Source organism: Cuspidothrix issatschenkoi CHARLIE-1, assembly GCF_002934005.1.
In the GTDB taxonomy this organism is placed as follows: Bacteria; Cyanobacteriota; Cyanobacteriia; order Cyanobacteriales; family Nostocaceae; genus Cuspidothrix; species Cuspidothrix issatschenkoi.
The window spans coordinates 1-24911 of the sequence record NZ_PGEM01000046.1 but is presented as its reverse complement, the minus strand read 5'-3'; the positions used below and the strand labels follow the sequence as shown (position 1 = coordinate 24911).

Genomic DNA, 24911 nt, shown 5'->3' with positions numbered 1-24911 from the left:
TGGTTAGGAACTAAGCGTTTACCCCAAATTATAGAAGTTCCAACTTCTAGTGGAGTTTCAGCAATTCTCATCAAGAAACAGGGCGATTTTCCGGCCTTTTGGCATAAAGATAATTCCTTTGTGGAAACGATGGAGGAACTTTATCAACGGGTGAAAACAAAAAATCAAAGTTTAATATAAAAAGGTGGGCATTGCCCACCCTACAGTATTTATTATTCGTCTAAGTCAATCTCTTCTGCCATACCAATGCGCGTTACTCCAGAACCGACAATGAAATAAAACACTACCACTAGATACCCTTGCCAACCTAGTGTTCCCCAAATGATTATTCCTAATAATCCAGCATTAAGTATACCTGCGTGTGTGAGCAATTTTTTGGGAATAATTGCGACTATTCCCAGTAAAATTGCATTTAAGCCTACTCCCATTAACCAGGGATTAATAGAATCTATTAAAGATAACATCTGTGATAAATTATGAGTATTTTCAGGTTTTTATGCTAATGTTATGAATTTTATCCTCTTTCATTGATTATAAAACTGATTCTTGTAGAGACGTTCCTGCAGAACGTCTCTACTACTGGAGATAAACGTGAACTATTCAGGATTTACCTTATGGTTATTTGATCATAGGGCTTAGGACTTATACCAACACACCCTCCAGGATCAGCGATCGCTTACTCAATTTCAGATAGGTATTGATGACTGCTTTTACTCACGTTCCAAATTTAGTATTTAATAGGACTTACGCACAAAGGAATCAAAAACCTGATTCTTTCGTAGGGGTAATTCATGAATTACCCCTACTTTCGTGATGTTTTGCGTAAGTCCTGTTTAAGACTCGTGTTCGGAATGAATCTATCGAGTAGCACCTTAGTTAACATCTGTTGGTTAATTATACCTGAGATAGAAGTTAAATAATTTTTAATTCATCAACAGCAAAGGAAGTTAGAAAATAAAACTTTCTTTGTTTTTTTGTTTTCATAGACAAAATTTTTGGAATTGTGTCCACAAAATAGGCTGTCAAAACTTGCATTGATGCCATCAAAAATGAAAATATAAAAGCAGGAATGTTAAATTCTGACATTTTATCTCAGTTTCCATTAATCAAGGAGAAGCAAAAATGTGGATAACAGTTTCTAACATAGATCCTCTAACTAACCAACAGATATTACATGACCTCACTATGGAGGAACTCACAAGTATTGTCGGTGGTTATACAAGAAGACGCAGAAATACTCGATCTACAGAAACTCCATTACCTCGTAATATAGATATCCAGCTTCAAGACTGGAGAACAGAACTCAACACAATGATGGATGATCTCAGAAAAGGATTTGGTACCTAGAACCATTTCTTGATCAAGATGTATTTATTTGTGATTATAGAGACGTTCCATCCTTGGTGATGATCGTCTCTACAGCTAGTATTGTCAGGTGGGCATTGCCCACCATAATAAATAATCAGCGTTAGATATTTTGAATTTTGCAATCAAATAATGATGCAATATATGAGATGAATTTGTCTTAGCATCCATAGCTAATTTTTACTTAATAAACAGACTCAACTCTTTTAATTATGTCTTTTTTAAGTCGTTTTTAGCCTTGATTTTTTATCATTTCCTAAATAAAAATTAGATTAACGGTTAAGACAAGGCAAGCTTAACTGACTCACATAAAAACCATTGCCTAATGATTCATCTAGGAGGAAATCCATCATGGCTAGCATTAAACTTTCTCAGTTACAAGTACCAGGTTCTGAATTATTTCAAGATTCTGAAAGCTTCTTAAATGAAATGAATGATGTAGATACCATTACCATTCAAGGTGGTAGCGGTTCTGGAATACATGATTTAGTTGAATATAGCATCAAGGGTAAAGAGTTCGTCTTGTTAGGCTTTGCTATTGATAATGTTGTATCTCTAGCTAAATCATTTAGCAGGGGCTATGATTACTCTCACGGTTAAAATCTATGGGATAAATTAGCAAGATTAAATTGCTAATATTATCCCCCATCAAAATCCGGTTTAGTCAAAAGTTTATTATCCTTATACTATATAGTATGCAGGATTTTAGATAACTTGCTAAACCGGATTAAATCATCATTTAAGACCATATTAGGCATGAGAAGAATGGCAAAACTAATAATTGATGATCTACAGCCAACAACAGAAAAAATATCAATTCAAGAAATTAGTTATTTAGAATCAGTTTCTCTAGTCGGTGGATACAGTAATAATTTTCAGGAATTAGTGAGATTTGGAATTAAATCCATGGAATTTATTTTGTTAGCTTATGCCATAGATTCAATTTATGCGTTAGGTACTTCATTTAATAATAGTTAACTCTGTTTTCCCATTACTTATCAAACTTCTAAAACCATATTAACTAATTTTTCTGATTAACCTATGTCATTTATCATAAGTTCTGCCAATATTTTTCAATACTTGAGCGATCATGGAATTTGTGATTTACAAGATCAAGAATTAAGTAAAATTGAATTAAAACCCGCTAAAAACTTTAATTTATTAATCACCTTGCCAGATCAACGTCAAATTTTAGTTAAACAAGAACGTCATGATCGAGATGGCAAAACTTTAGGTGAATTTAAAGATGAATGGAAAATTCATGACTTTTGCCAACAATTCCCAGAAATAAATTATTTACGTGCATATTTATCCGAAGCGATTTATTTTGATTTGGAAAATTCCATCATTGTATTTAACTATCTGACTGAGTATCAAGATTTATCAGAATTTTATGGACAAAATCATGAATTTCCGACTGAAATTGCTGAATTAATTGGTAAAAATCTTGCTACAGTACATACTGCAACTATAAACAAAATCAATTATCAACGATTCTTTCACCATGATTTAAAATCACCAAACATTAGTAAAGGATTAGATAAAATTACACCAGAAATATTTGGTCAAATTCCTGATGATGGGTTAAAGTTTTTTGCTCTCTATCAACGGTATGATAATTTAGGCAAAGCAATTGCAGAATTAAATCAGACTTTCATTCCTTGTTGTTTAACTCACAATGATCTAAAACTTAATAATATTCTTTTATCTACCAATTGGGAAACCGAAATAGAGAATCAATTTAGAAGTGAAACAATTCTCAGATTAATTGATTGGGAAAGAGGCAATTGGGGAGATCCTGCCTATGATTTAGGAATGCTAATTGCTAGTTATCTGCAAATTTGGTTATATAGCATAGTTCCTAGTAAAAGTATACCAATTGAAGAATGTTTGCGTTTAGCTGCTATTCCATTGTCAATGATTCAACCTTCTTTATCTGCATTAATTAATGGTTATTTAGACAATTTTCCAGATATTTTAGAACGTCGTCCTAATTTCTTAGAATTAGTGATGCAATTTACTGGTTTAGCATTAATTAGGGCAATTCAAGCTAAACTGCAATACGAAAAAACCTTTGGTAATTCTGGTATTTGTATTCTCCAGGTTGCTAAAAGTTTATTATGTCGTCCCCAAGCATCTATTACCACAATTTTGGGAATGGAATTTTCCACCAGCATGGCTAAAAACCTATCTCTTGCCTAAAAAAGGAAAACCTCTATGCAAGTATTAGATTCTCTAGAATATCAACTTTCTCAACTGCCACAAAAATTACAAATATCACTGGAAAATATTGTCAATAATTTGCAAATTGAATCATTTTATTCTATTCAACATCCCGAATATAACTTAGTATCATTACCAGAGTCAGTCATCTCTCGTTTTGAAAATTTACCCTTGGATATTCAACATAAACACCTGAGTATTCAATTACGTAATTTTCTGTATAGTGCTTATTACAACGGTTCTTGGCATAACTCTAGTAATGCCGATGACCAAATGAATAATCTGAGCAATAATAGCCTATTTGGTATAGATTTAAGCTTTTATGAAAAATTACATAATCGGAATACAGGAATAGGCTATTGGAGTAAAAATTGGCTAGTAGTTAATGAAGAAGCAGATAAGAATTTAGTAGTTCATAAAAATGGTTTAACTTTACATATCGAGCGTGATTTATATTTAAGACCCTCTCATAAATCTGCCGCTATTGGTGACTTGGTAGCCATTAAAATGCCTAAGAATTTAGTCCAAAATGGATTTTATATGGCAGTCTCGAATCTAGGTACACAAGATCATCAAGATATTCTGAGAATATACTTTAATATATCACCAGAAGGGGCAGTATCTGTGATGGAAAATTTAACCAAACAACTGAATAAGATAGAAATTCCTTTCTCATTTAAGGCTTTATATAATCCTGATGAATATGGACGTTATGACTCAGCAGTGTTGTATTTTAATAAACATGAATATCAGAATATTTATTCAGTCTTACAAAGCGTATATTTAGAAAACAAATCCTATTTTTCTCCCCAAGTACCCTTATTTACTAAAGCACTAGCACCAGGTTTAGGTTGTGCTGAAGAACCAGAAAATAAGCTGGCTGAAAAAGAAAGTTTTGGGACTAACCGTTGTCAAATGATTGCTAATGGTTTAATTAATGCTTGGGAAATAGGTAATAATCAACCTGAACAGCGAATAAGGGCTATTTTTGAACAATTTGCATTACACAAAATTAAAATCCAATATCCTTATCTCAATACCCATTCGGAGGATATTTACAGACCATTAGAAGATGTCTAAGATGAACATTAGACGTAAAGGTCCCCGACTTCTTTTGTTTATCGTATTCGCAAATTATACGGCATATTTCATTCAAATGAGGTACAATCTGGAATAATCAAGCCTTTGTGGTCGGGGTATCTTGCCCGCTAATTGTGTAATTTCTTTACAAGGAGATTCTCTGGCAGAGAAAATTCAAGGGATAATGTAAACAAATATCCTTTAACCTCTGCATGAATCGGAGCGGCGGGATTCGAACCCACGACCTCCACTACCCCAAAGTGGCGCGCTACCAAGCTGCGCTACGCCCCGTTAACTTAATTTTAAATTTCAAACTCTAGATTTTGGATTTGGGGAGATTCCAAACTGTTGAATTTATATTAATTAAGCCACTTTTCTCAATATAGCAAAAAGTAAATCAAAAAGCAAGGGGGTTTTCAAAAAACTTTTAGCTTTCCTATTGCTTGCCATAATTCAGGTACGGATGGGGATTCCCATTGACCCTCTGCACCGCGTCCTGTATTGAGGATGAAGCGAAGATTGTAGGCATGGGGATAACCTTCTACCTCCATCCATAATAAATCACTTTCGGCTTCACAGGCAATTTTTTCCTGATCCATCAATTCTGTTTCTAGATACTTCATTGTCTCTACAAGCTGGTTTAATAGGCGAGAGAATTCGTTTAATTCTGCTTCTGTTAATTCTATCGCCCAGTCTTCCGTACCTACTAACCCTTTATATACTGGTGCGTCTGGATTCCAACCAATGCGCCAACCAATACCAGTTTTAATTACTTTTTGCATATTCTAGCTGCTATCAAATGAGAAATTATACCAATTGGCTTTGCGGATGGCAACAGATACAAGCATGAAAAACTGATACGAGGTAAAAGCCTTGACGAGTAGGGGTTTAGCAATGCTAAACCCCATGTATTTGGCAATCCAAAATTAAAAATGCTATAATCTTGTGGCGATCGCGTTAAAATCACAACCAAACCTAATTTTGTAAATATTCCTATTTGGTACAATTTCCGGTTAAGATAGTATATCCGTTCTATTAAAACTCCCGTCCCAGCAATTTTGCAAACTCCTATACTTAGAGGCAAGAATGGCAGCTAATACAGAGACTTCTGGCAAGCAAAAAGCGTTAAATATCGTACTTGGACAAATTGAGCGCAGCTTCGGCAAAGGGGCAATTATGCGCTTGGGTGATGCAACACGAATGAAAGTGGAAACTATATCTACCGGTGCGCTAACCCTGGATTTAGCTTTGGGTGGCGGTTTACCCAAAGGACGGGTAATTGAAATCTATGGTCCAGAAAGTTCTGGTAAAACCACTGTTGCCCTTCATGCTTTGGCAGAAGTGCAAAGAAATGGCGGTATTGCTGCATTTGTAGATGCTGAACACGCCCTAGATCCCACCTACGCCGCCGCTTTAGGTGTAGATATTGATAACTTATTGGTTTCCCAACCTGACACAGGGGAATCAGCATTAGAAATTGTTGATCAACTTGTACGCTCTGCGGCTGTTGATATTGTGATTATTGACTCCGTAGCTGCCCTAGTTCCCCGTGCGGAAATTGAAGGGGATATGGGTGATACTCACGTTGGCTTACAGGCTCGGTTAATGAGTCAAGCCCTACGAAAAATTACTGGGAACATTGGTAAATCTGGATGCACAGTTATTTTCATTAACCAGTTACGGCAAAAAATTGGTGTCACCTATGGTAGTCCAGAAACTACAACCGGTGGTAATGCGCTGAAATTTTATTCTTCTGTACGGTTGGATATTCGCAGAATTCAAACCTTGAAAAAAGGTACTGATGAATTTGGCAACCGTGTAAAAGTGAAAGTAGCGAAAAATAAAGTTGCACCGCCTTTTAGAGTGGCTGAATTTGACATTATCTTTGGTAAAGGAGTTTCTACTCTCGGTTGTCTTGTAGACATAGCCGAAGAAACCGGTGTTCTCCTCCGCAAAGGTGCTTGGTATAGCTACAGTGGTGAAAATATTTCCCAAGGTAGAGATAACGCCATTAAATATTTAGAAGAAAAACCAGAATTTGCTGCCAAAGTTAAAGAACAAGTTTTGGAAAAACTAGATAAGGGTGCTGTAGTTTCTGCTAATTCTGTAGTTCAACCCCATGAGGAAGAAGAGGAAGAAGAGATTGACTTAGACGAATAATAAATACTGTAGGGTGGGCAATGCCCACCTTTTTATATTAAACTTTGATTTTTTGTTTTCACCCGTTGATAAAGTTCCTCCATCGTTTCCACAAAGGAATTATCTTTATGCCAAAAGGCCGGAAAATCGCCCTGTTTCTTGATGAGAATTGCTGAAACTCCACTAGAAGTTGGAACTTCTATAATTTGGGGTAAACGCTTAGTTCCTAACCAAAATTCTCTCACACTTGGGTTTTCGCCAAGAGATTGTTTTTCCAACTTTGGATAAAACGAAGTAGAAGATTCTAAACTAATTTCTTGAGTATTTAATTCCTGTGAAAGTGCTTTACCCAAACTAGAATTAGCTAATTTAGTCTGAAGTTCCTGTTTTGATAAACCCCGCAATTCAAATAATAGAAATGGATTATTATCCAATTGGGAAGCAACTAAATAATAAACCCCAGCAATATGCTTACAGGGATTAGCATAATCTGGACAGGAACATTTAGTTGTAAAGTCTTTACTACTGTGGGGTAATAAATGTAATCCTAAATCCTGAAACGTATCTTCTATATTCTCCGGGACTTCACTTAGTAATAATCTGGAAACAATACTAGCTTTAGAAGAAAGCCTCTGAATCACTTCGTTCCAACTGCTTTTCGCTATGGCTTTAATTTTAATGGAAATATTGTAAGTCGGTTCTTTATACACACCAAAGTAAGGATTTACTGAACCTTTAACTCTAGCCGTAATGTGATTTTGTTCAATTTCAAAATTTAAGACTTTACCATTATTTGCATAGGAACGTCCTCTTTGCAACCGATTATCGTCAGTAAAATTTTCCAACGCTTTGATAAAGCGATCGCCCCACCATGTTCTACTAAATTTACTCATAATATCTTACTCCAATATTGCACTTTTGTTTAAAGCAATTAATTGTCTAAATGCTTCGTTATCTAACTCAGTTAACCAAGATTCATCATTACCAACCACAGCCGCAGAAAGTTTTTTCTTATCTTCTATCATCTGGTCAATTTTCTCTTCTAAAGTACCAATAGCCACAAATTTATGTACAAACACATTCTTTTGTTGTCCAATCCGAAAAGCCCTATCTGTGGCTTGATTTTCCACTGCTGGATTCCACCATCTGTCAAAATGAAAAACATGATTGGCTTTAGTTAAAGTAATCCCTACACCACCTGCTTTTAATGATAAGATAAATACAGATGCTTCTGTATCCGGTTCTTGAAACTCAGTAATCATCTTTTCTCGACGTTGCCGACTTGTGCCACCATGCAGATAGTAGGTGTTGCAATGTAAATTGTGTTTGATATATTTTTCTACTTGTTCGCATACTTCTGTAAATTGACTAAAAATGAGTAAACTTTCACCCTCAGAAATTGCCTCATCTACCATTTCTACTAAGCGACTGAGTTTGTGAGAACGTTCAGTAGAAAATTCGCTATTATCTTGTAGAAATTGGGCAGGATGATTACAAATTTGTTTCAACTTCATCAAAGTTGAGAGAATTAAACCTTTGCGTTGAATTCCTGTGGCTGTTTGTAATTTCTCTTCTACATCTTTAACAACTACTTCATACAACGAAGCTTGTTCTTTAGTTAGATTGGTGTAGAGTTTTTGTTCAACTTTATCTGGTAAATCATTAATAATAGATTTGTCGGTTTTAACCCGACGTAAAATTAAAGGTTCGACTAATTTTTTCAACGTAGTTGATTTTACTCTGTCGTTATCTTTTTGAATGGGAACTTCAAAAGACTTGCGAAACTGCGCTTCTTTACCCAAGTAACCCGGATTCAAAAAATTAAAAATTGACCATAAATCTAACAAGCGATTTTCCACCGGAGTTCCTGTTAAAGCTAGTCGGTGTTTAGCTGCAAGTTTGAGAATAGCTTTCGTCTGTGCAGCTTTAGGATTTTTAATATTTTGCGCTTCATCTAAAACAATTCGTTGCCACTCAATACTTTGTAATAACTTTTCATCTTTGCGTGCTAGGGTAAAAGAGGTAATGACTACATCATATTTTTGACAAGCAGTTTTGAATTCAGGAGCAGCTTGGATGCGATCGCTCCCATGATGTGTCATACTTTGCAGATGGGGAGCAAATTTAGCAATTTCCTTTTGCCAGTTACCAACCACCGAAGTAGGTGCAATTAACAGAGTTGGTGGCACAGATTCCACCGCTTCCCTTTCTTGGACAAGTCTAGCAATCACTTGTACCGACTTACCTAAACCCATATCGTCTGCTAAACAGCCATTTAAACCCAAGCGTTCCAAATATTCTAACCAAGCGACACCACGTTTTTGATATTCGCGCAGATTACCTTGCAGATTTAACTGGTTAGAAATTGGTTCTAAACTACTTTTATCTTGTAATTTCGCCATCATATCTGACAAAATTTCATCATGTTCAATATCCCAATCTTCACCAGATTCAGCATTACGTTGGAGAAATTCCAGCACAGACATCTCTGGTTTTTCATCACCATGAGACTGCCAAAATTCTAGTAATTGCTGCATTTTATCACGGTCTAATTCCATCCACTGACCGCGAAAATGTACTAAAGGAGCTTTAGCATTAATTAATTGCTCCCATTCTTCCTTAGTAACAGCTTGTTCACCAATTGCTAATTCATATTCATACTGCACCAAAGAATCTAAACCAAAATAGCTTTTTGATTTCCCTTTAGTTGCAGAAGTACTATGGCTAGAAGCCTTGAGTCGCAGTTTAGCACGACGACGACCAGCAGGGGTATACCAAGCCGGAACAGTAACTTTAAAACCTGCATCTTCTAACACCCAAGCATTTTCTTGAAGGAATGAAAATGCATCTTCTAATGTTAGTTGCATTCCTACAGGAGTATCTGTTTCCAATCCTTGCCATAACTGCGGATACATTCGTGCTGCATATCCTAAATTTAATAGCAAATTAGTTTCAAAGTCTTTGCCATACTCCTTCTGTACAACTGTTTTAGACTTTTGACTCATTGGCCAATAATCTGCTAAAGGTAACTTAAGAGAAGGATCTTGTTTACTAGATACCAAAAACTGCATTTCCCAGTTATCTATTTGTTCAGCAGCAGGTGAATTTAATTGAAAACACAGATAAAAAGGTAATTCTGATTGGGATCGAGTAATTTTACTTTTCCATGTTTGCCATTGTTTGTATTCTTCTAAAGTTATATTTCCTGTGCGGGTATGATGTGATTGAGAAAAACAATGGTAAACTAGGGAATCTGTAATTTTTTTATCAAAGGCAGCAGTTGAGGGAGTATGAACAATTATGTTATTGAGGATATATTCAGAAAAGTGGCGTAACAAAGTTTCCTGCTCATAAAACTCAATATTTTCATTTTTTATTGTTGAACCTGCTACACAAATCAATGGCATATATTCAATATATTTTTGAATATTGGTTTCGTACTGCTCAGAAATAATTTCCCAACCAGTATAAATTTCAAATGCAGTTGGAATTGGTTTTTTCGTTTTACCTTTGGGTTGAGGAGTTTCTAATTGGTGATATTTGAGAGTTGGAATATATTGGTCTTTAAGAATTATTTGTTTAAATGATTGTGTATAGTGATACCAAAACAATAAATCTGAACCAAGTTGAATTTCACTCAGGTTATTAATTGCTAAAAAATGTATATCATTGAGTAGTTTAATAATATTAATTCCTGGTGTATTACCTTTAAGAGAAGTTAATGTTTGATAACAATCTACTTGCCAATATTGAAATTCTGTATATTCTTCGGGGACTTCTATCTCTAGATACTTAATTAATTCTGGTGAAGGCAGGGGTTGATTATCGGCAGTTGGTAGCGCAAAATATTTAGCAGCTATGCGATCCTTTAATATAGATAATGGTTCTTTAATTCCTAATTCCTGAACTAAAAATTGCAGTAATTCATCTTTGGAGAGATGTCCAGGATGAATCTGTTCTTTAGAACTGCGTCTGTTTTTTAGTACAGGTATTTCTATCCACAGGTAAAATGATCCTGACTGAATAAAGTCAGTTTCTGTGTGAGGTATCCAACTACCATGAACGATTTTCATAACGTTATTCCTAATAGTTATGAAGATAAACTTCAATATTTAGCATACATGAATTTGGTAAAAATACATTTACATCTCAGAACTTACACAAAATATTACAAAATTAGGAGCAATACCCTTTAGGAGGTAAGCTAGACGAATTTCCTCTAGACAAGCATCAGATTTGTCGTGATATCGTGCTTAATTCCTAATCTATTCGTCAATAGGGTTTAAGTTGCATTAACACTGAATCATACACTCTTGACTAAAAAACTTTTAGCATCCCATAATTACACCTACTAATTCACTAGGATGATGAATTAAGAAATCTGGATTTTGTTTACTGAGAGCTTCGGAAGAATTAAAACCCCAACTGACGGCAATTACCTTAATATTAGCTTTTTTTGCAGAGTCCACATCTCTAGTTTCATCTCCAACATAAATTACGGTTTCCGGTTTGAACTGTTTTTGCCGTAATACATTATTAATAATTGTAGTTTTACCAAAAATAGTTACTCCTGAATAAATAAAGTCAAACAAATAATCTAAGTTATGACCCTTGAGAAATTCGTTAACATTTTCTTGAGAGTTAGAAGTAATAATTCCTAAGTGATAACCTTGATTGTGAAGTGCTACTAATGCGGCATTAATGCCATCAATAGGTTTTAGTTCTGGGATTTTATGTTTTAATTCTCCTTTCACTTTTTTGACAAGAAAAGGAATTTTAAATAGGGAAATACCAGAATATTTAATAATCTCCCTGGCGGTTAAATTTCTGAGTAGGGCTAGTTCTTGAGGATTGATAGGAACATATCCAAATTCCAGGGCTAAACGATTGGCAATAGTTACAAGAGCATCTACTGTATCAGCAATCGTCCCATCAAAATCAAAAATTATTACTTTCTGGGTCATTATTATGCCTGGATGCTTGACATACCTCCTAGTCCTAAAGTCCGAGGATTCCTTAACGCTTCATTGGGTTGTGCTATCGAAATAGTCTTACCGTCCCTCGACGTTTGTTTATAGTCTCCTAATGCCCTATGGCGACTATGTCCAGTTTACCATAAAGCCGTCCTTCTAGTACGAGGCCTCTATGCCATATTTTTGGTCAAGATTAGCGCGAGCATTACGTCGTAACATTTCCGGTTTAATGCGTCGCAAAGCCGATGCTGTAAATCTTTTATCCCACTCCTCGTTTGATATTTGGGCTAATTCTACCAGCTTGGGAGCTAAATTTCCAGGATAGGGTTGAAAATCACTGACATCAGTTACTTGGGAAAATCTCTGATTCCAAGGACACACATCTTGACAAATATCACAACCTGCTACCCATCCTTGTAAATGGGGCGTAATGTCTGGTGGTAATTCCTTTGCCCGATTTTCGATTGTATGGTAAGCAATGCAGCGATTAGCATCTACTACAAAGGGTTCAGTAATTGCACTAGTAGGACAAGCTTGCAAACAACGAGTACAAGTTCCACAATGTTGGGTAGCTGGGCGATCGCTCTCCAGTTCCAAATTAGTTAATATTTCTCCTAAAAATACCCACGAACCATATTTTTTGGTAATCACATTCCCATTTTTGGCGATCCAACCAATGCCGGTTTTTTGTGCCCAAATTTTATCTTGAACTGGCCCTGTATCTGCATAATACCGCGCTTTTATATCTGCGTCTAGAGATTCCAGCCAACTAGCTAGCTCCTTCAGCTTTTTGTGCATGATTCTATGATAATCCCGACCCCAGGCATAGCGGGAAATTTTTCCATATTCATCCCCCTTTTGATGTACATGAGGGGTGTAATAATTCAACGCTACAGAAATGAGCGATCGCACTTCCGGCATCACTAAACTAATATCCTCACGCTTAGGATTTTTCATCCATTCCATGTCAGCGTGATAACCCTGTTTTAACCAATTTGATAAGTTTTCTGTCTCTCTTGGCTCTAAATCCTTGACAGTAGTAACTCCCACCAGATGAAATCCCACCTCTTTGGCTTTTTCTTTCACTATTGTGCTGCTAATTGATGTACATTCATTCATTTTGCTTATGGGACATTTAGCCAAAACTAAAGAAATCGTCAACACATTATACACCCAGCTTATGATCCCCGACTTTTCTCTTCTTTACCACATATATATGTAAATTTTATTTGCAATTTGTTAAGAAATAATGCAATATAGGATGCAAGAGGTCAAGCAACCCAGAGTGATGAGCCTCCTGACTTAATCAATAGACAGTAGAGAAATTATGACATTCACTTCTGATTCAGCTTCAACCAGATTTTCTGGAGCTTTTAACTACAGCACCAGCGACGCTATCTCTTCTAGCATCGCTGTATTTAAAGCCCTAAGCGTAGATGATCAGTTAGCAGTTCTGTGGTATGCCTACACAGAAATGGGTCGTTCTATCACCCCCGCAGCTACAGGTGCAGCGCGTTTGCAACTAGCCCAAGGTCTTTTAAATCAAATTAAACAAATGTCTCATTCAGAGCAGTTAGAAGTCATGCGTGACTTGGCTGCTCAGAGAAATACCCCCATTTCTCGCTCCTATGGTATCCTCAGCATTAATACCAAGTTGGCTTTCTGGTACGAATTATCAGAATTAATGGTGAAAGGCTTTATTATCCCCGTGCCCGCCGGCTATCAATTATCCCGTGACGGTTCACAAGTTTTAGAAACTTTGAAACAATTAGATTTTGGTCAACAAATTACTGTACTGCGGAAAGTAGTCGCAGATATGGGTGTAGATCCCTTAGCTGATTAGTTGACGGTTCACTGGGAATTTTAGATTTTAGATTAAAAAATTTGATCAATCTAAAATCCAAAATTGAGTGACAGTTGACAGACAAGAGATACAGATATTTCTCTTGTTTTCCCAAATGTACAATTTATTTTGCCCAGATACTTATCTCAGGACTATTTTAATTTGGCGTTGCTGAAACCAAGTATGAATTTGGGTGTAGTGACCTTCCGCCGGAAGGTCTCTACAAAGGTTTGGATATGATCAAAACTCATTTTCATACATCAAATCAGCAACGCCTTTAATTTTAGATTTTAGATTTTAGATTTTAAGTAAAAAGTAACAATTATAGGGGTATGCAGTTTAATTAAGATTCACTTCCTGCCTTCTACTATATTTTTACAACACATTACAGATCAATATATGACAATTGCTGAATTCTCATCACAAAAGTCATCCCAAATTACAGGAGTGACACAAACAACAATTTTAAATTATTTTACTACCTTGAATGCCGGAGAATTTAGACAAACGGCTGCTTTGTTTGCCCAACATGGTGTTATGAACCCACCATTTGAATCTGCTATTATTGGACCAGATGCGATCGCCACTTACCTAGAAACAGAAGCCCAAGACATTAAAGCTCATCCCCAACAGGGAATTAGTGATATTTTGCCAGATCACCATATTCAGATTCAAGTAACAGGTAAAGTAGAAACTTCTTGGTGCGGTGTTAATGTTATGTGGTTATTTATTCTTAACCAAAATCAACAAATTGTGGCAGCTACAATTAAGCTTTTAGCCTCACCCCAAGATTTAATATCCTTACGGCCACCTGGCAAAGAATATACTATTGATAGCGAATTATTTTAAGCTTTAGCAGCAGTAGCTTGAGAAAAAGAACGTAACAACAAATTCCTGCCTAGTTCAACATCAGATGGCGCACATTGCCAATCTGGATGTGCTGTCATTAAAAGGCTATCTAAGGTTTCTTGATCAAATAGATGCCACACAGGAGCATCATTGATTCTCGATTCCAAAGCATAGCAGTTAGGAGAAATACAGCGAATCATGCAGCGACTAGAAATTCTGGCCAAGCTCATGATTTCTCCAGGTTGAAGAGAGCGAAATTGGCGAATTACTGCTTTAAATTCACTCACAGAAGATACTATTAGCCCAGGGAGAGGAGTTGTTGCTGTTTTCTCTCCATTCACCGCGATCCAGTAATGGCGACTGGGATCAATTCCTTCTAACCAAGGTGACTCATCATCTAAACGATAGCGTGGTGACAGGCAAAATAAAGCTTCCATAGTTGAAAATCTATTAAATTGAGGATTTTTATGTTAATTAAGCAAACATAGGGCGATTATTTTGCAACCAGCCCTTTATTTACAGTATTTGATAAGTTATCGTAATAGGTCAAATAAATTTAGCAAAAGTTATAATTAAGTTTACATTTCTTCATCATCAATAGGCTAACAAGTTTATTGTGTAATATATATTGTGAAATATTACGGATTAGACATATCAGGAAGCGTTATTTCCATCTTCAAACAGTTAGCACCATTCACTTGCAATTTATACTCAACCTTATCCATGAGACGATTCATAATTAACCAACCATAACCACCTTCTTGCTTATGAATGGGATTAGGCGCAAAGTAACTAGATATATCAAAACCATCACCATAATCCCAAATCTCGATAGATAAATCTCGGTCTTTCAGTTCTAAACGCAGTAATATTGGTAAGTTTGACTTTTCTTTATGGGCATGACGGACAGCATTAGAATAGGCTTCTACCAAAACCAGCCGTAGACAACTTGATTGTTGTGTCCAATCAACAGATTCCCCTAAATACAATTTTAAACATCCGAGTAACCAGTTTTCTACGATATTAATAAAACTCAGGTCACTGGGAACATGAAGTTCACTTTTCATTTGCTACAAAATTTCCAAAGAAAGTATAGTTTGGTCATCTTCTTGGATGTAATTATTAACTTGAATCAGAGCTAATAAATTCTCAAGATTCAGTGGTTGGGGTTGTTTTTTAATTAATTGCCATAACCCATCTTGATTAAGCATAGAAGTATAAGTTGTGGGCAAATTATCTAAATTTTTCCCTACTCTTGCTTCCGTAATGCCATCACTGGACAGGAATAAAGTATCACCAGGAGCAAGAACTAAACGCCCTGAATCAGCTTGCCATTTCGGTAGTATTCCCAAGGGAATACTACGAACTTTGAGATAATCGGGTGAATTATTCAAATTTGGGTCTTTAGACCAGACGAAAGGATAAATATGCCCCGAATTAGCATAAATAAGTTCTTTTGTACTGGGATGATAAGTTGCTAAAACCATAGTGATAAAACAATTATTGCTGATTAAGTCATCACTAAGAGCATAATTGAGATTTTGCATCATCACATTTGGTTCTACAGGTACTTCTTGAGAGAGTTCCCGTCGTAGTAGAGAAATGGTACTAGCCATAAATAAAGCTGCTGGAACACCCTTCCCAGAAACATCACCTACTGCTAACCACAAATCACCATTAGGATGGACAAACACTTCAAAAAAATCACCCCCTACTTCCCGTGCTGCATAGCAACAAGCTTGCACCTTTACACCTGGTATTTCTGGTAAAGTTTGCCTTAATAAGTTATGTTGAATTTGCCGAGCTACTTGCAACTCCAGGTTAATTTGTTGTTGTTTTTCTTGCAGACTTTGATAAAGTTTAGCTTGGGAAAGAGCTAAAGCAGCTTGTTCGGCCACACTTGTAATTAGTTGAATATCTTCTTGCGGCCATGTATACTCACTTCCTGACTTGCAAACAGCAATAATAGCTAGTAAATGTTGTTGGTAAATTAGGGGTACAACTAAATAATGACAAGGTACACCATTATAGATATTTTCAGTAATTTGATAATTTTGGCTTTGGAAAACTTCGGCAATTAACTTATGGGTATCTGAAGCTAAACCGCATACTTCTAATTTAGGGTTGTGATAGTAAAATTCCTTTTCTGTGAGGACACCATCTTCTAGTGGTTTGAGTAAACAATAATTAGCTGCAAATGTTTCTCCCATAGTAGCGACAATTTTTTGCAACATATTGTCATAATCTAAGGATTCTCTAATAGCTGTGTTGACAGCATTAAATAAAGATTCTCTTCGCAACGCACGAGATAATTCTGTTGTCCTTTTTTTTACCACGCGATATGTATCACTAGCTTGACTGACTAATGATTGTAGTTGATTAGGATTCCAAGGTTTGGTAATGTATTTAAAGACACGGCCGGAGTTAATAGCATCTACTAAATCTTCTACATCCGTAAACCCAGTTAATAAAATCCGAATTGTGTCCGGGAATTTTTCTACTGTTAGACTTAACAGTTCGCTACCGTTCATATTTGGCATTCTTTGGTCAGAAATAATTACGGACATCTCACCTTCTTTATCTAAGATATCCAAAGCTTCATGGGCATTATTAGCTTTATAAACTTTAAACTCTCGCCAAAAAGTCCGATAGAGTAAATCTAAGTTATCTAGCTCATCATCTACCACCATGAGCTTGAGCTTCTCTAACTTGTTATCAGTCATATTAAACTCAACTTTCTAGACACTTACAAAAAGGTAGGAGGCTTTTTATCTGTATTGATATAGCTTTTCTGGCGGGCGTTGCTGATTTGATGTATGAAAATGATTTTTGATGATATCCAAACTCTTGTAGACACGTTCCGGTGGAACATCTTTACACCTAAATTCATACTTAGTTTCAGCAACGCCACTTTTCTCAGTCTCATGAGGTAGACCCTAATTTATTTACTGTTCCCTGTTCCCTGTTCCCTAAGACTAAAAAACTCTGTACCTCACTAGCTTGGTAAATGCTATGTACAAACTATGCTACTAAACCTGAACGTAAAGCCAAAACTGCTGCATGGGTACGGTCATCGGCAGATAGTTTATTCATAATATTACGAACGTGGGTTTTTACAGTTCCCACTGCAATATGAAGATTCTTAGCAATTTCAGCATTACTATAACCCTCTACTATCAATTGTAATACTTCTAATTCCCTATCTGTGAGAGTACAAGGCTTAATATCTGGGTTACTTTGAGTAAAATCTCGAATATTAGTATTTTGTTGCGCTTGTTCTAGAACAATACTGGCAATTATAGGATCAATCCAAGGATGGCCATTTGTAGTTACTCGTATAGCTTCTAGTAAATTATCACAGTTAATATCCTTCATGCAGTATGAATCTGCACCAGCAGTAAAAGCAGCAAGTACAGATTCCTTATTGTCATAAGATGTTAAAATTAATACTTTTGGTTTTCTTTTACCACCAACAGCAGTTTTTTTAATCTCTTTGGTTAATTCAATACCATTTTGATCTGGTAAACCGATATCAACAATTACAATATCTGGTTGTAGTTTTTTTAACATAATTAGCCCATTATGGGCATTAGTAGCTTCTCCAACAACTTCAATGTAATCTTTTTGGAGTAATGTTTTACAAATACTTAGACGAGTCAGATCATGATCTTCAATAATAACAATGCGGATTTTACTCATAGCCAAATACTGCTAGATATTACATAATATAAGCTTTTTATTAATTTATGTCAGTATTTATTAGCCAAAAATAATTTAATTGCGATAACCAGATGGATACTGACTTGGTACTTGTCCTGGATATGAAAGATTAGATAGTGCTGGCTGATTGGTGGGTTCATGGAACTTACATCAATTTATCTCTGGGCTACGCGAACTAGCAAAAATAAGCTCAATCCTAATCCAAATATATTTGGTAGCCAAGCACCAATAAAGGGGGAAAGTATACCAGCTTGTGCTAAAGCTCCAGAAACGGATAGTAGTAAATAATAAGTAAAAATAACTATCACACTGATACCAAAACTTGTTCCCCGTCCGGTTCTTTGAGGGATACTACCCATAGCTGAACCGACTAAGCCAAAAATGACACAGATAAAGGGAAAGGCGATTTTTTGTTGAATTCTTACTTGTAGTTTACGAATTTTTGGCTCATTACCACCCAGACGTTCTATTTCTAGTTGTTCTAGGGCTTGGGAAATGTTCATTTCACCATAGTCTCGGCTACTTTCAGCGAGGGTTAAGGGTGTGCGGGGTAGTTGTAATTGTTGATGTTCAAATCGTAAAATATTCCGATAGGAGCGATCAGCAGCAACTAAATAGATAGTACCATTGTAAAAGTCCCAGACTTGTTTTTGACTGTTCCATTTGGCTGATTCAGAAATAACAATTTGATTAACACCAGCTCTAGAACGATCTATAATTGTTAGTCCTTTCATTTCTTTACCATCAAATTGGTCGGCATAAAATAAGCGAGAAAGTATTTTATTTTTACTACCATCTGCTCCTTTAATTTCCTGATATTCAGGATAATAAATGTTTTCCTGTTTAAAGGAAGGTTGATCTGAATTGAGGGCTTTTTGTAGGGTAATAGTGGCTCGATAATTTGCTGCAGGAGCAATTTGTTCATTAAATATATAAGTCATGATCGCCACTGCAAAACTTAACACCACAGCAGTTAAAACCATGCGATAAATGCTAACTCCACACCCGCGTAAAGCAATTAATTCACTTTCACTAGAAAGACGGCTATAGGTCATTAAAGTAGCTAACAAAGTGGACATGGGAAAGGAATAAACCATGACATAAGGTAGCTTTAATAAGAAAATTTCTAAGGCGATGTTGATTGGTAGTCCAGATTCTACAACTTTGCGTAATAATTCAAATAAGCTATCAATGGCTAAAACTACGGAAGTAAATGCACCAACACCAAATAAAAATGGGGGCAGTAATTGGAGTGCTAAGTAGCGATCCATGATAGAAAAGGAAAATAGGGAAATAAGATTAGAGAATAGTTTGAATTGTTTATACATCATGGTATGAGAGTTAGGAATTATAATAGTTCTGTATAAAGATAGATAGAAGGGTAACTAACCACGGAGGCACAGAGAACACAGAGGAGGAAATAATAATTGACACTCCCCTGGCTAAAGTCGAGGGGATTCTACATTCATCGTCAAAACTTGCTCAACCAGGGTTGCACCCTTACGGGTTCGCCAGTCACTCATGGGGGAAACCCCCAAGACCGCGCTGGCTCACCGCAAGGGAGGAGGAGGCTTATGATGTATCTCATTCAAGTGATACTACTATATACTTAAACGGCGAAATTATCACCTAAATAATATTGTCTCACTAAAGGGTTGTTGTAGAGTTCATCAGCATTACCAAAGGCGAGAATTTGACCTTCCCGCATGATATAGGCGCGATCTGTGATGGCGAGGGTTTCGCGGACATTGTGATCTGTGATTAAAATGCCCATACCGTGATCGCGCAATTGGCTGACAATTTCCTGAATTTCCCACACAGCAATGGGATCAACTCCGGCAAAGGGTTCATCTAGAAAAAGGAATTTTGGCCCTTCTTTTCCTGCAGCTAAAGCTCTAGCTAATTCTGTACGTCGTCGTTCACCTCCAGAAAGTTGAATACCTTTACTGTTAGCAACTTTTTCTAGGCGAAATTCTCGCAATAAATTATATAGTCTTTGTCCCCATTCTCGGCGCGGAACTTGAGTTTGTTCAAATACTAGGAGAATATTTTCTTGTACGGAAAGATGACGAAATACACTGGCTTCTTGAGCTAAATAACCAATACCTAATCTAGCCCGTTTGTGCATGGGATAATTAGTAATATCACAATTATCTAACCAGACTTTGCCATGATTAGGTTTTTCTAAACCTGTGGCTATATAAAATGTTGTTGTTTTCCCTGCACCATTTGGACCGAGTAAACCAACAATTTCACCTTGTCCAACTGAAAGATTAACACGATTGACTATTAATCTTTTACCGTAAGATTTGTGAATATTCTCTAAAACAATTTTCACTGTGGGATTTTGTCTAGGTGTAGATGCTAATTAGAAGGTTTTAATTTTGGGGTTTTTGGGGCTGGTTTATTAGTTTGTCTATTGGGATTAGAATCTTCAACCATGTATATAGATTCTACTTGACGATTAGATTGGGGTAAGGCGATAAATTTCCCTTCATCTATGAAATATATGACTTTTTCGGCACGAATACTATTATTACCCTGTTGTAGAATATAAACATTACCACTAAAATCAATACGACGTTCTTTACTAAAGTATTGTGCCTGAGCCGATGTGGCCTGAATTTGCCTAGCTGGATAAACCATTTGTACATTACCACGAGCAGTAATTACTTGGGTTTTTGCGTCATATTCTTGGATATCAGAACGAATAGTGAGGGGGCGATTTCCTCCAGATTGGGCTGTAGCCGGTGGCAATTGGCCAGACAATGCTACTGCACCTACCAGGGAAATTGGCAGTAATAAAGCTAATCCTACCCGACGTATCTGGGATTTTAGCAATTGATAGGGAAATATCATAGAAGTTAGGGAATAAGGAATAGGGAAATAAAATATGAATCCGATAACAAAGATGGACGAGTTTTTTAACTTTAGGTTTCGCTAAAAATTTTATATTATCTCACGCCCACCTACTTACGAGATTAAATCAAATAATCAAATTAATCCGACAAATGATATAGCGGTATCCAGTTAGATAAGATACAAACTATTACTGAGCGATAGCCTGCGTGGCGTAGCCATAGTCGAAGTGCTGAAAGTTAAAAATCATACAGGATAAGGCTTTTCCTCCTGCCCTCTATCTTCTCCCCCCCGCTATAGTTGAGATATTAATCATCACGGAGAAAAATTGTTGGTAAAGTCCAAGGTTGATTTTTAGATAATTCATTATTTGCTATTGCTTCTAGGCTATCTTGTTGTAGTGTTTTGAGTAAATCTAGACTTTGGGTAAATAATTCCTCAACATCAATCCCACCATAATTGGGTAGATAACGCCGGAGACGATTGCTACCCTCTCCTAAAAGGATCATTGCTCCGCGTTGGTTGTGATTACCCAGATGATAGAGTCCGACAGCAATTTGCAAAATTCCTTGATAAAAGGTTTTATCTGGTTCAATGCTATCAATCCAAAGTGCTTCGAGAATGTCATGACAAGCATAGAACTGTCCAGCATTGAACTGTTCTATACCTTGCCAAAACTCTTCAGGCATGATTTCGCTCATCCCATGCTATCCCGAACTTCTTTGATAGTTTCGAGAGAAATTTCTTGTTTGTCACCGGAAAATTCATTGTCAGGGGTAAGGAATAACATACAGTGACACTCTTTGCGTTCGCGCATGGGTACGCAAGGACAGTTCCAATAGGCGGCGTTAACTTCAGCTTCTTTATCCTCGTAGTGACGACAAGGACATAAGGGCGCACCGAGGTCGTCTTTGTGTTTAGCTAATCCTTCTATGACGACTGCGGTAACAGAGGGTTCAGAACAGAAGTATGTTCCAGTCCGTTTGGCATATTGTTCGGAAAAATGCCGCATTGCTTCTAGGCTTTTCTCACTGGATTTTGAATTAACTTCTGATGTCACCATTGGTTTTTCTGCTCATAAATTAAATTGTTTCTTTGCATTGTACATCAGGGTCAGGCGATTTTGGATTTTGGATTTTGGATTGATGATTTTTCTGTCCTCAAGGATGGGGTTTGTGGGAAATTTTTTCATCTAAAATCTAAAATCTAAAATTCCTGCTCAGTATGAGAAATGACAAATAACACTCAAAATGAAGTTAGAGATTTGTGAAGTTGGGGTTGTAGTTCTTGTTTGTTGTAAATAATAATACCGGGATAGTCTTGATTAATGACTGTTTCAGCTGGTGTGGTGGCATTTTCCCATAGTACCCAGCGACTACCAAGGGGTAGGGAGGACGTGCTGTAGGAATTTTGGGTGAGCCAAATTAGGGGACAGTGATCTGGTGGGAGTTTATTGTTTTCCCAGGGGTTGGTGGCGGCTAGGGTTTCAAGAACGGAGATGTCGCCTTTTATTATACCTGTGGCTGATGTCCATAGTTTCACTTGCAGTTTTTGCTTTTGGGCATAAAAATACAAGGTGGCGGCAGTAATGACGGCTTGTTCAAATAGTTCTTCTTCCCATTTGTAGGAACTATCTATGGCGATAATCATTTCTTGTCCGCCGGTGATCACTTCTAATTCTCGTACTCGTAATTCTCCATAACGAGCGCTTGTCCGCCAATGAATTAACCGTGTGGGATCACCGATACGGTAAGGACGGAGCGATCGCACTAAGCCTGTTGTCGCCATCTGTAAGGGTTTACCACGAGGATCTCCCCGTTGGCTGTCATCCTGTCCTATTTCATCAATTAAGGGGCAAGTAGTGAGGGGTAAAACGGTAGGATAAACTATTGCCCTCCCTTCGGATTTTTGGGGACGACGACACCAAAATAAACCCCAAGGCGCACCGGTGGCTAATTCTACTCTGTGCCAACGGTAAACGCCTCGCTTTTGGGTCGGGTGATAATAGACCCATCGGTAACTAGCTTGTGGTTGAATAGCTTCTATGTTTTCTTGGACTGGCTCACCTAAAATAAATGGCAGAATATCTCTAACTTGCAATAAACTGACAGGCTGTTTCTTTTGATTGTGAACTTCTATTTCTATTTTCAGTTCATCACCTGCGGTTACTGGTTCAATGGGATGACGTTTGACGACTATACCCGCAAGCGATCGCACAGCAACAAAAGCTGATACCCCCAAAAGAGCAAAACTGACTCCACTAATTACATATAGCCAGCCAGCCATTGTATTAATTCCTGCACCTAAATAGCAGATAGAGATTCCTACTAATACCCAACCACCATAAGCAGGTGAGGCAGCATGGGTTTCCAGCCAATTGTTGATTTTTTTAGTAATTTTCATCCTTCTTTTTTAACTTAAATTTGCGGAAGAGATAATAGATAATAGGTAACGGACAACTGACAACCAAAGATATGATTTATCCCGTTATTTGGCAAAATGATTCAGTATTACTTATTGATCAAACCCGCTTACCCGATGAATATATAGTGGTGGAGATTCACCGCAGTGAAGATATGGCAGAAGCCATTACAACTATGATTGTCAGAGGTGCGCCATCCATTGGAGTTGCTGCGGCCTATGGGATGTATTTGGGGGCGAGGGAAATTGAAACCAACGATAACCAGGAGTTTTTAACTAAATTGGAATCAGTAGCCAATTTATTGCGTTCTACCCGTCCCACTGCGGTAAATTTGTTTTGGGCGATCAGCCAAATGATGCGAACGGCTTATGAAACTGTGGGAACAGTTGTCGAAATTAAACAAACTCTTTTAGAAACTGCCGCAAAAATCAATACAGACAATTTCCAAACTTGTCAAGCCATAGGTGATTATGGTTTGGCCGCTTTACCGATAACCCCTGATCAACTAATTATACTTACTCACTGTAATGCTGGAGCTTTAGCAACAGGTGGTTATGGTACAGCATTAGGTGTGGCTCGTTCCGCATGGAAAGCAGGACGTTTAGCCAGATTATATGCGGATGAAACCCGTCCTCGCTTGCAAGGTGCAAAACTCACCGCTTGGGAATGTGTACAAGAAGGAATTCCGGTAACAGTAATTACTGATAATATGGCCGCCCACTGCATGAAACAGGGTTTAATTGATGCGGTAGTTGTTGGCGCTGATAGAATTGCTGCTAATGGTGATACTGCCAATAAAATCGGAACTTATAGTTTAGCTATTGTTGCCAAAGCCCATAATATTCCTTTCTTTGTCGCTGCACCTTTATCTACAGTTGATTTTCAATTAACTGATGGTAGTCAAATTCCCATTGAAGAACGTCATCCAGAGGAAATTTATCAAGTTGGTAAAACTCTGATTACGCCTCCAGGAGTAGAATTTTATAACCCGGCTTTTGATGTTACACCCGCGGATTTAATTACAGCCATTATTACAGAAAATGGTGCTTTTCCTCCGGGTGATTTATTACTTGCTAAGGGGAAAATGTCTGAATCAAGATATCCAGGATTAAAGGATTGCGCCGATTAGATGATCTGATACAGTGATAGAACATGAATGAAATATGCTGTATATATTCTTATTAAGCTTATTTCTCTTTAATTTATCTTTAGTTATTAGCAGGACTTACGCAAAACATCACGAAAGTAGGGGTAATTCATGAATTACCCCTACGAAAGAATCAGGTTTTTGATTGCTTTGTGCGTAAGTCCTAATTAGAACCCACATTCCGCACTTCAAAAGTAGAGTAGCATAATTAAACTACATCAACAGTAAATCTTGAAGAAGTCCGGGATCTTTTAGTGATTAAAATTTAATTTAGGCCAATTTCAAAAGGTG

At 37.0% G+C, this 24911-nt stretch carries 24 protein-coding genes, 1 tRNA gene and 3 pseudogenes; 10 read left to right on the top strand and 18 right to left on the bottom strand.

Annotation, left to right across the window (positions count from 1 at the left end; all coding sequences use genetic code 11):
- Positions 1-180 (top strand): annotated as a pseudogene (locus tag CUN59_RS07570) (SWIM zinc finger family protein); the annotation flags it as partial.
- Positions 181-230: 50 nt separating this feature from the next.
- On the opposite strand, the pseudogene CUN59_RS07565 reads toward CUN59_RS07570, so the two are convergent.
- Positions 231-464: pseudogene (locus tag CUN59_RS07565) on the bottom strand (DUF92 domain-containing protein); the annotation flags it as partial.
- A 658-nt stretch (positions 465-1122) separates the two neighbouring features.
- Between CUN59_RS07565 and CUN59_RS07560 the strand changes: the two are divergent.
- The 5 genes from CUN59_RS07560 to CUN59_RS07540 all read left to right on the top strand — a co-directional run bounded on the left by CUN59_RS07560 (position 1123) and on the right by CUN59_RS07540 (position 4668).
- Positions 1123-1347, top strand: a complete 225-nt coding sequence (locus tag CUN59_RS07560) for a hypothetical protein (RefSeq protein WP_104387271.1) — start codon at positions 1123-1125, stop codon at positions 1345-1347.
- 369 nt (positions 1348-1716) lie between these two features.
- Positions 1717-1965 (top strand): hypothetical protein, encoded by a 249-nt coding sequence (locus CUN59_RS07555; RefSeq protein WP_104387270.1) that lies wholly within the window; start codon positions 1717-1719, stop codon positions 1963-1965.
- 165 nt (positions 1966-2130) lie between these two features.
- Positions 2131-2343, top strand: coding sequence for a hypothetical protein (locus CUN59_RS07550; protein WP_104387269.1), 213 nt, complete (start codon positions 2131-2133; stop codon positions 2341-2343).
- 63 nt (positions 2344-2406) lie between these two features.
- On the top strand, positions 2407-3567 hold the full coding sequence (locus CUN59_RS07545; protein WP_104387268.1) for an aminoglycoside phosphotransferase family protein: 1161 nt from the start codon (positions 2407-2409) through the stop codon (positions 3565-3567).
- A 15-nt stretch (positions 3568-3582) separates the two neighbouring features.
- Positions 3583-4668 carry a T3SS effector HopA1 family protein gene (locus CUN59_RS07540; RefSeq protein WP_104387267.1) on the top strand — a complete coding sequence of 362 codons (1086 nt, stop codon included), beginning with the start codon at positions 3583-3585 and terminating at the stop codon, positions 4666-4668.
- A 217-nt stretch (positions 4669-4885) separates the two neighbouring features.
- Here the strand turns inward: CUN59_RS07540 and CUN59_RS07535 are convergent.
- Positions 4886-4959, bottom strand: a tRNA-Pro gene (locus CUN59_RS07535).
- Between the two features lie 125 nt (positions 4960-5084).
- Entirely contained in the window at positions 5085-5450 is a 366-nt protein-coding gene (locus tag CUN59_RS07530) for a DUF1818 family protein (protein WP_104387266.1), read from the bottom strand.
- 304 nt (positions 5451-5754) lie between these two features.
- Here CUN59_RS07530 and recA point away from each other — a divergent pair, with 304 nt between their 5' ends.
- The gene (gene recA, locus CUN59_RS07525) at positions 5755-6828 is read left to right on the top strand and encodes a recombinase RecA (protein ID WP_104387265.1); all 1074 of its coding nucleotides are present in this window, start codon (positions 5755-5757) and stop codon (positions 6826-6828) included.
- Between the two features lie 32 nt (positions 6829-6860).
- Here the strand turns inward: recA and CUN59_RS07520 are convergent, their stop codons facing one another.
- The 5 genes and pseudogenes from CUN59_RS07520 to queG all read right to left on the bottom strand — a co-directional run bounded on the left by CUN59_RS07520 (position 6861) and on the right by queG (position 12899).
- Complete coding sequence (locus CUN59_RS07520; RefSeq protein WP_104387264.1) at positions 6861-7700, bottom strand: SWIM zinc finger family protein; 840 nt, start codon at positions 7698-7700, stop codon at positions 6861-6863.
- Between the two features lie 6 nt (positions 7701-7706).
- Positions 7707-9209, bottom strand: coding sequence for a DEAD/DEAH box helicase (locus tag CUN59_RS22615; protein WP_438501806.1), 1503 nt, complete (start codon positions 9207-9209; stop codon positions 7707-7709).
- A 117-nt stretch (positions 9210-9326) separates the two neighbouring features.
- Positions 9327-9674, bottom strand: a pseudogene (locus CUN59_RS22610) (SNF2 helicase-associated domain-containing protein); the annotation flags it as partial.
- Between the two features lie 1461 nt (positions 9675-11135).
- Positions 11136-11771: an HAD-IA family hydrolase gene (locus CUN59_RS07510; protein ID WP_104387262.1), complete on the bottom strand. Its 636-nt coding sequence runs from the start codon at positions 11769-11771 to the stop codon at positions 11136-11138.
- 165 nt (positions 11772-11936) lie between these two features.
- On the bottom strand, positions 11937-12899 hold the full coding sequence (gene queG, locus CUN59_RS07505; protein ID WP_104387272.1) for a tRNA epoxyqueuosine(34) reductase QueG: 963 nt from the start codon (positions 12897-12899) through the stop codon (positions 11937-11939).
- Between the two features lie 208 nt (positions 12900-13107).
- Here queG and CUN59_RS07500 point away from each other — a divergent pair, with 208 nt between their 5' ends.
- Both CUN59_RS07500 and CUN59_RS07495 read left to right on the top strand, forming a co-directional pair.
- On the top strand, positions 13108-13623 hold the full coding sequence (locus CUN59_RS07500) for an orange carotenoid protein N-terminal domain-containing protein (RefSeq protein ID WP_104387261.1): 516 nt from the start codon (positions 13108-13110) through the stop codon (positions 13621-13623).
- 399 nt (positions 13624-14022) lie between these two features.
- On the top strand, positions 14023-14472 hold the full coding sequence (locus CUN59_RS07495) for a ketosteroid isomerase family protein (protein WP_104387260.1): 450 nt from the start codon (positions 14023-14025) through the stop codon (positions 14470-14472).
- Here CUN59_RS07495 and CUN59_RS07490 read toward each other — a convergent pair.
- From CUN59_RS07490 to CUN59_RS07445, 10 genes are all read right to left on the bottom strand, one after another.
- Positions 14469-14909: a hypothetical protein gene (locus CUN59_RS07490; RefSeq protein ID WP_104387259.1), complete on the bottom strand. Its 441-nt coding sequence runs from the start codon at positions 14907-14909 to the stop codon at positions 14469-14471. The two genes, CUN59_RS07495 and CUN59_RS07490, sit on opposite strands and share 4 nt — an antisense overlap.
- A 201-nt stretch (positions 14910-15110) precedes the next feature.
- A complete protein-coding gene (locus CUN59_RS07485; protein ID WP_104387258.1) occupies positions 15111-15539 on the bottom strand; it encodes an ATP-binding protein in 429 nt (142 codons plus the stop codon).
- Positions 15540-15542: 3 nt separating this feature from the next.
- The gene (locus tag CUN59_RS07480) at positions 15543-17195 is read right to left on the bottom strand and encodes a SpoIIE family protein phosphatase (RefSeq protein WP_104387257.1); all 1653 of its coding nucleotides are present in this window, start codon (positions 17193-17195) and stop codon (positions 15543-15545) included.
- A gap of 298 nt (positions 17196-17493) precedes the next feature.
- The gene (locus tag CUN59_RS07475; RefSeq protein ID WP_104387256.1) at positions 17494-18171 is read right to left on the bottom strand and encodes a response regulator; all 678 of its coding nucleotides are present in this window, start codon (positions 18169-18171) and stop codon (positions 17494-17496) included.
- Between the two features lie 176 nt (positions 18172-18347).
- On the bottom strand, positions 18348-19463 hold the full coding sequence (locus CUN59_RS07470; protein ID WP_104387255.1) for an LptF/LptG family permease: 1116 nt from the start codon (positions 19461-19463) through the stop codon (positions 18348-18350).
- A 338-nt stretch (positions 19464-19801) separates the two neighbouring features.
- Complete coding sequence (gene lptB, locus CUN59_RS07465) at positions 19802-20530, bottom strand: LPS export ABC transporter ATP-binding protein (RefSeq protein WP_104387254.1); 729 nt, start codon at positions 20528-20530, stop codon at positions 19802-19804.
- Positions 20531-20556: 26 nt separating this feature from the next.
- A complete protein-coding gene (locus CUN59_RS07460) occupies positions 20557-21051 on the bottom strand; it encodes an LptA/OstA family protein (RefSeq protein ID WP_104387253.1) in 495 nt (164 codons plus the stop codon).
- Between the two features lie 308 nt (positions 21052-21359).
- Positions 21360-21752 (bottom strand): DUF309 domain-containing protein, encoded by a 393-nt coding sequence (locus CUN59_RS07455; protein ID WP_104387252.1) that lies wholly within the window; start codon positions 21750-21752, stop codon positions 21360-21362.
- Positions 21749-22114, bottom strand: coding sequence for a ferredoxin thioredoxin reductase catalytic beta subunit (locus CUN59_RS07450; protein ID WP_104387251.1), 366 nt, complete (start codon positions 22112-22114; stop codon positions 21749-21751). The genes CUN59_RS07455 and CUN59_RS07450 overlap by 4 nt, the downstream gene beginning before the upstream one ends.
- 182 nt (positions 22115-22296) lie before the next feature.
- Positions 22297-23454: a DUF58 domain-containing protein gene (locus CUN59_RS07445; RefSeq protein WP_104387250.1), complete on the bottom strand. Its 1158-nt coding sequence runs from the start codon at positions 23452-23454 to the stop codon at positions 22297-22299.
- Positions 23455-23510: 56 nt separating this feature from the next.
- Between CUN59_RS07445 and mtnA the strand changes: the two genes are divergently transcribed.
- Entirely contained in the window at positions 23511-24602 is a 1092-nt protein-coding gene (gene mtnA, locus CUN59_RS07440) for an S-methyl-5-thioribose-1-phosphate isomerase (RefSeq protein ID WP_279327288.1), read from the top strand.
- Positions 24603-24911 lie beyond the last annotated feature (309 nt).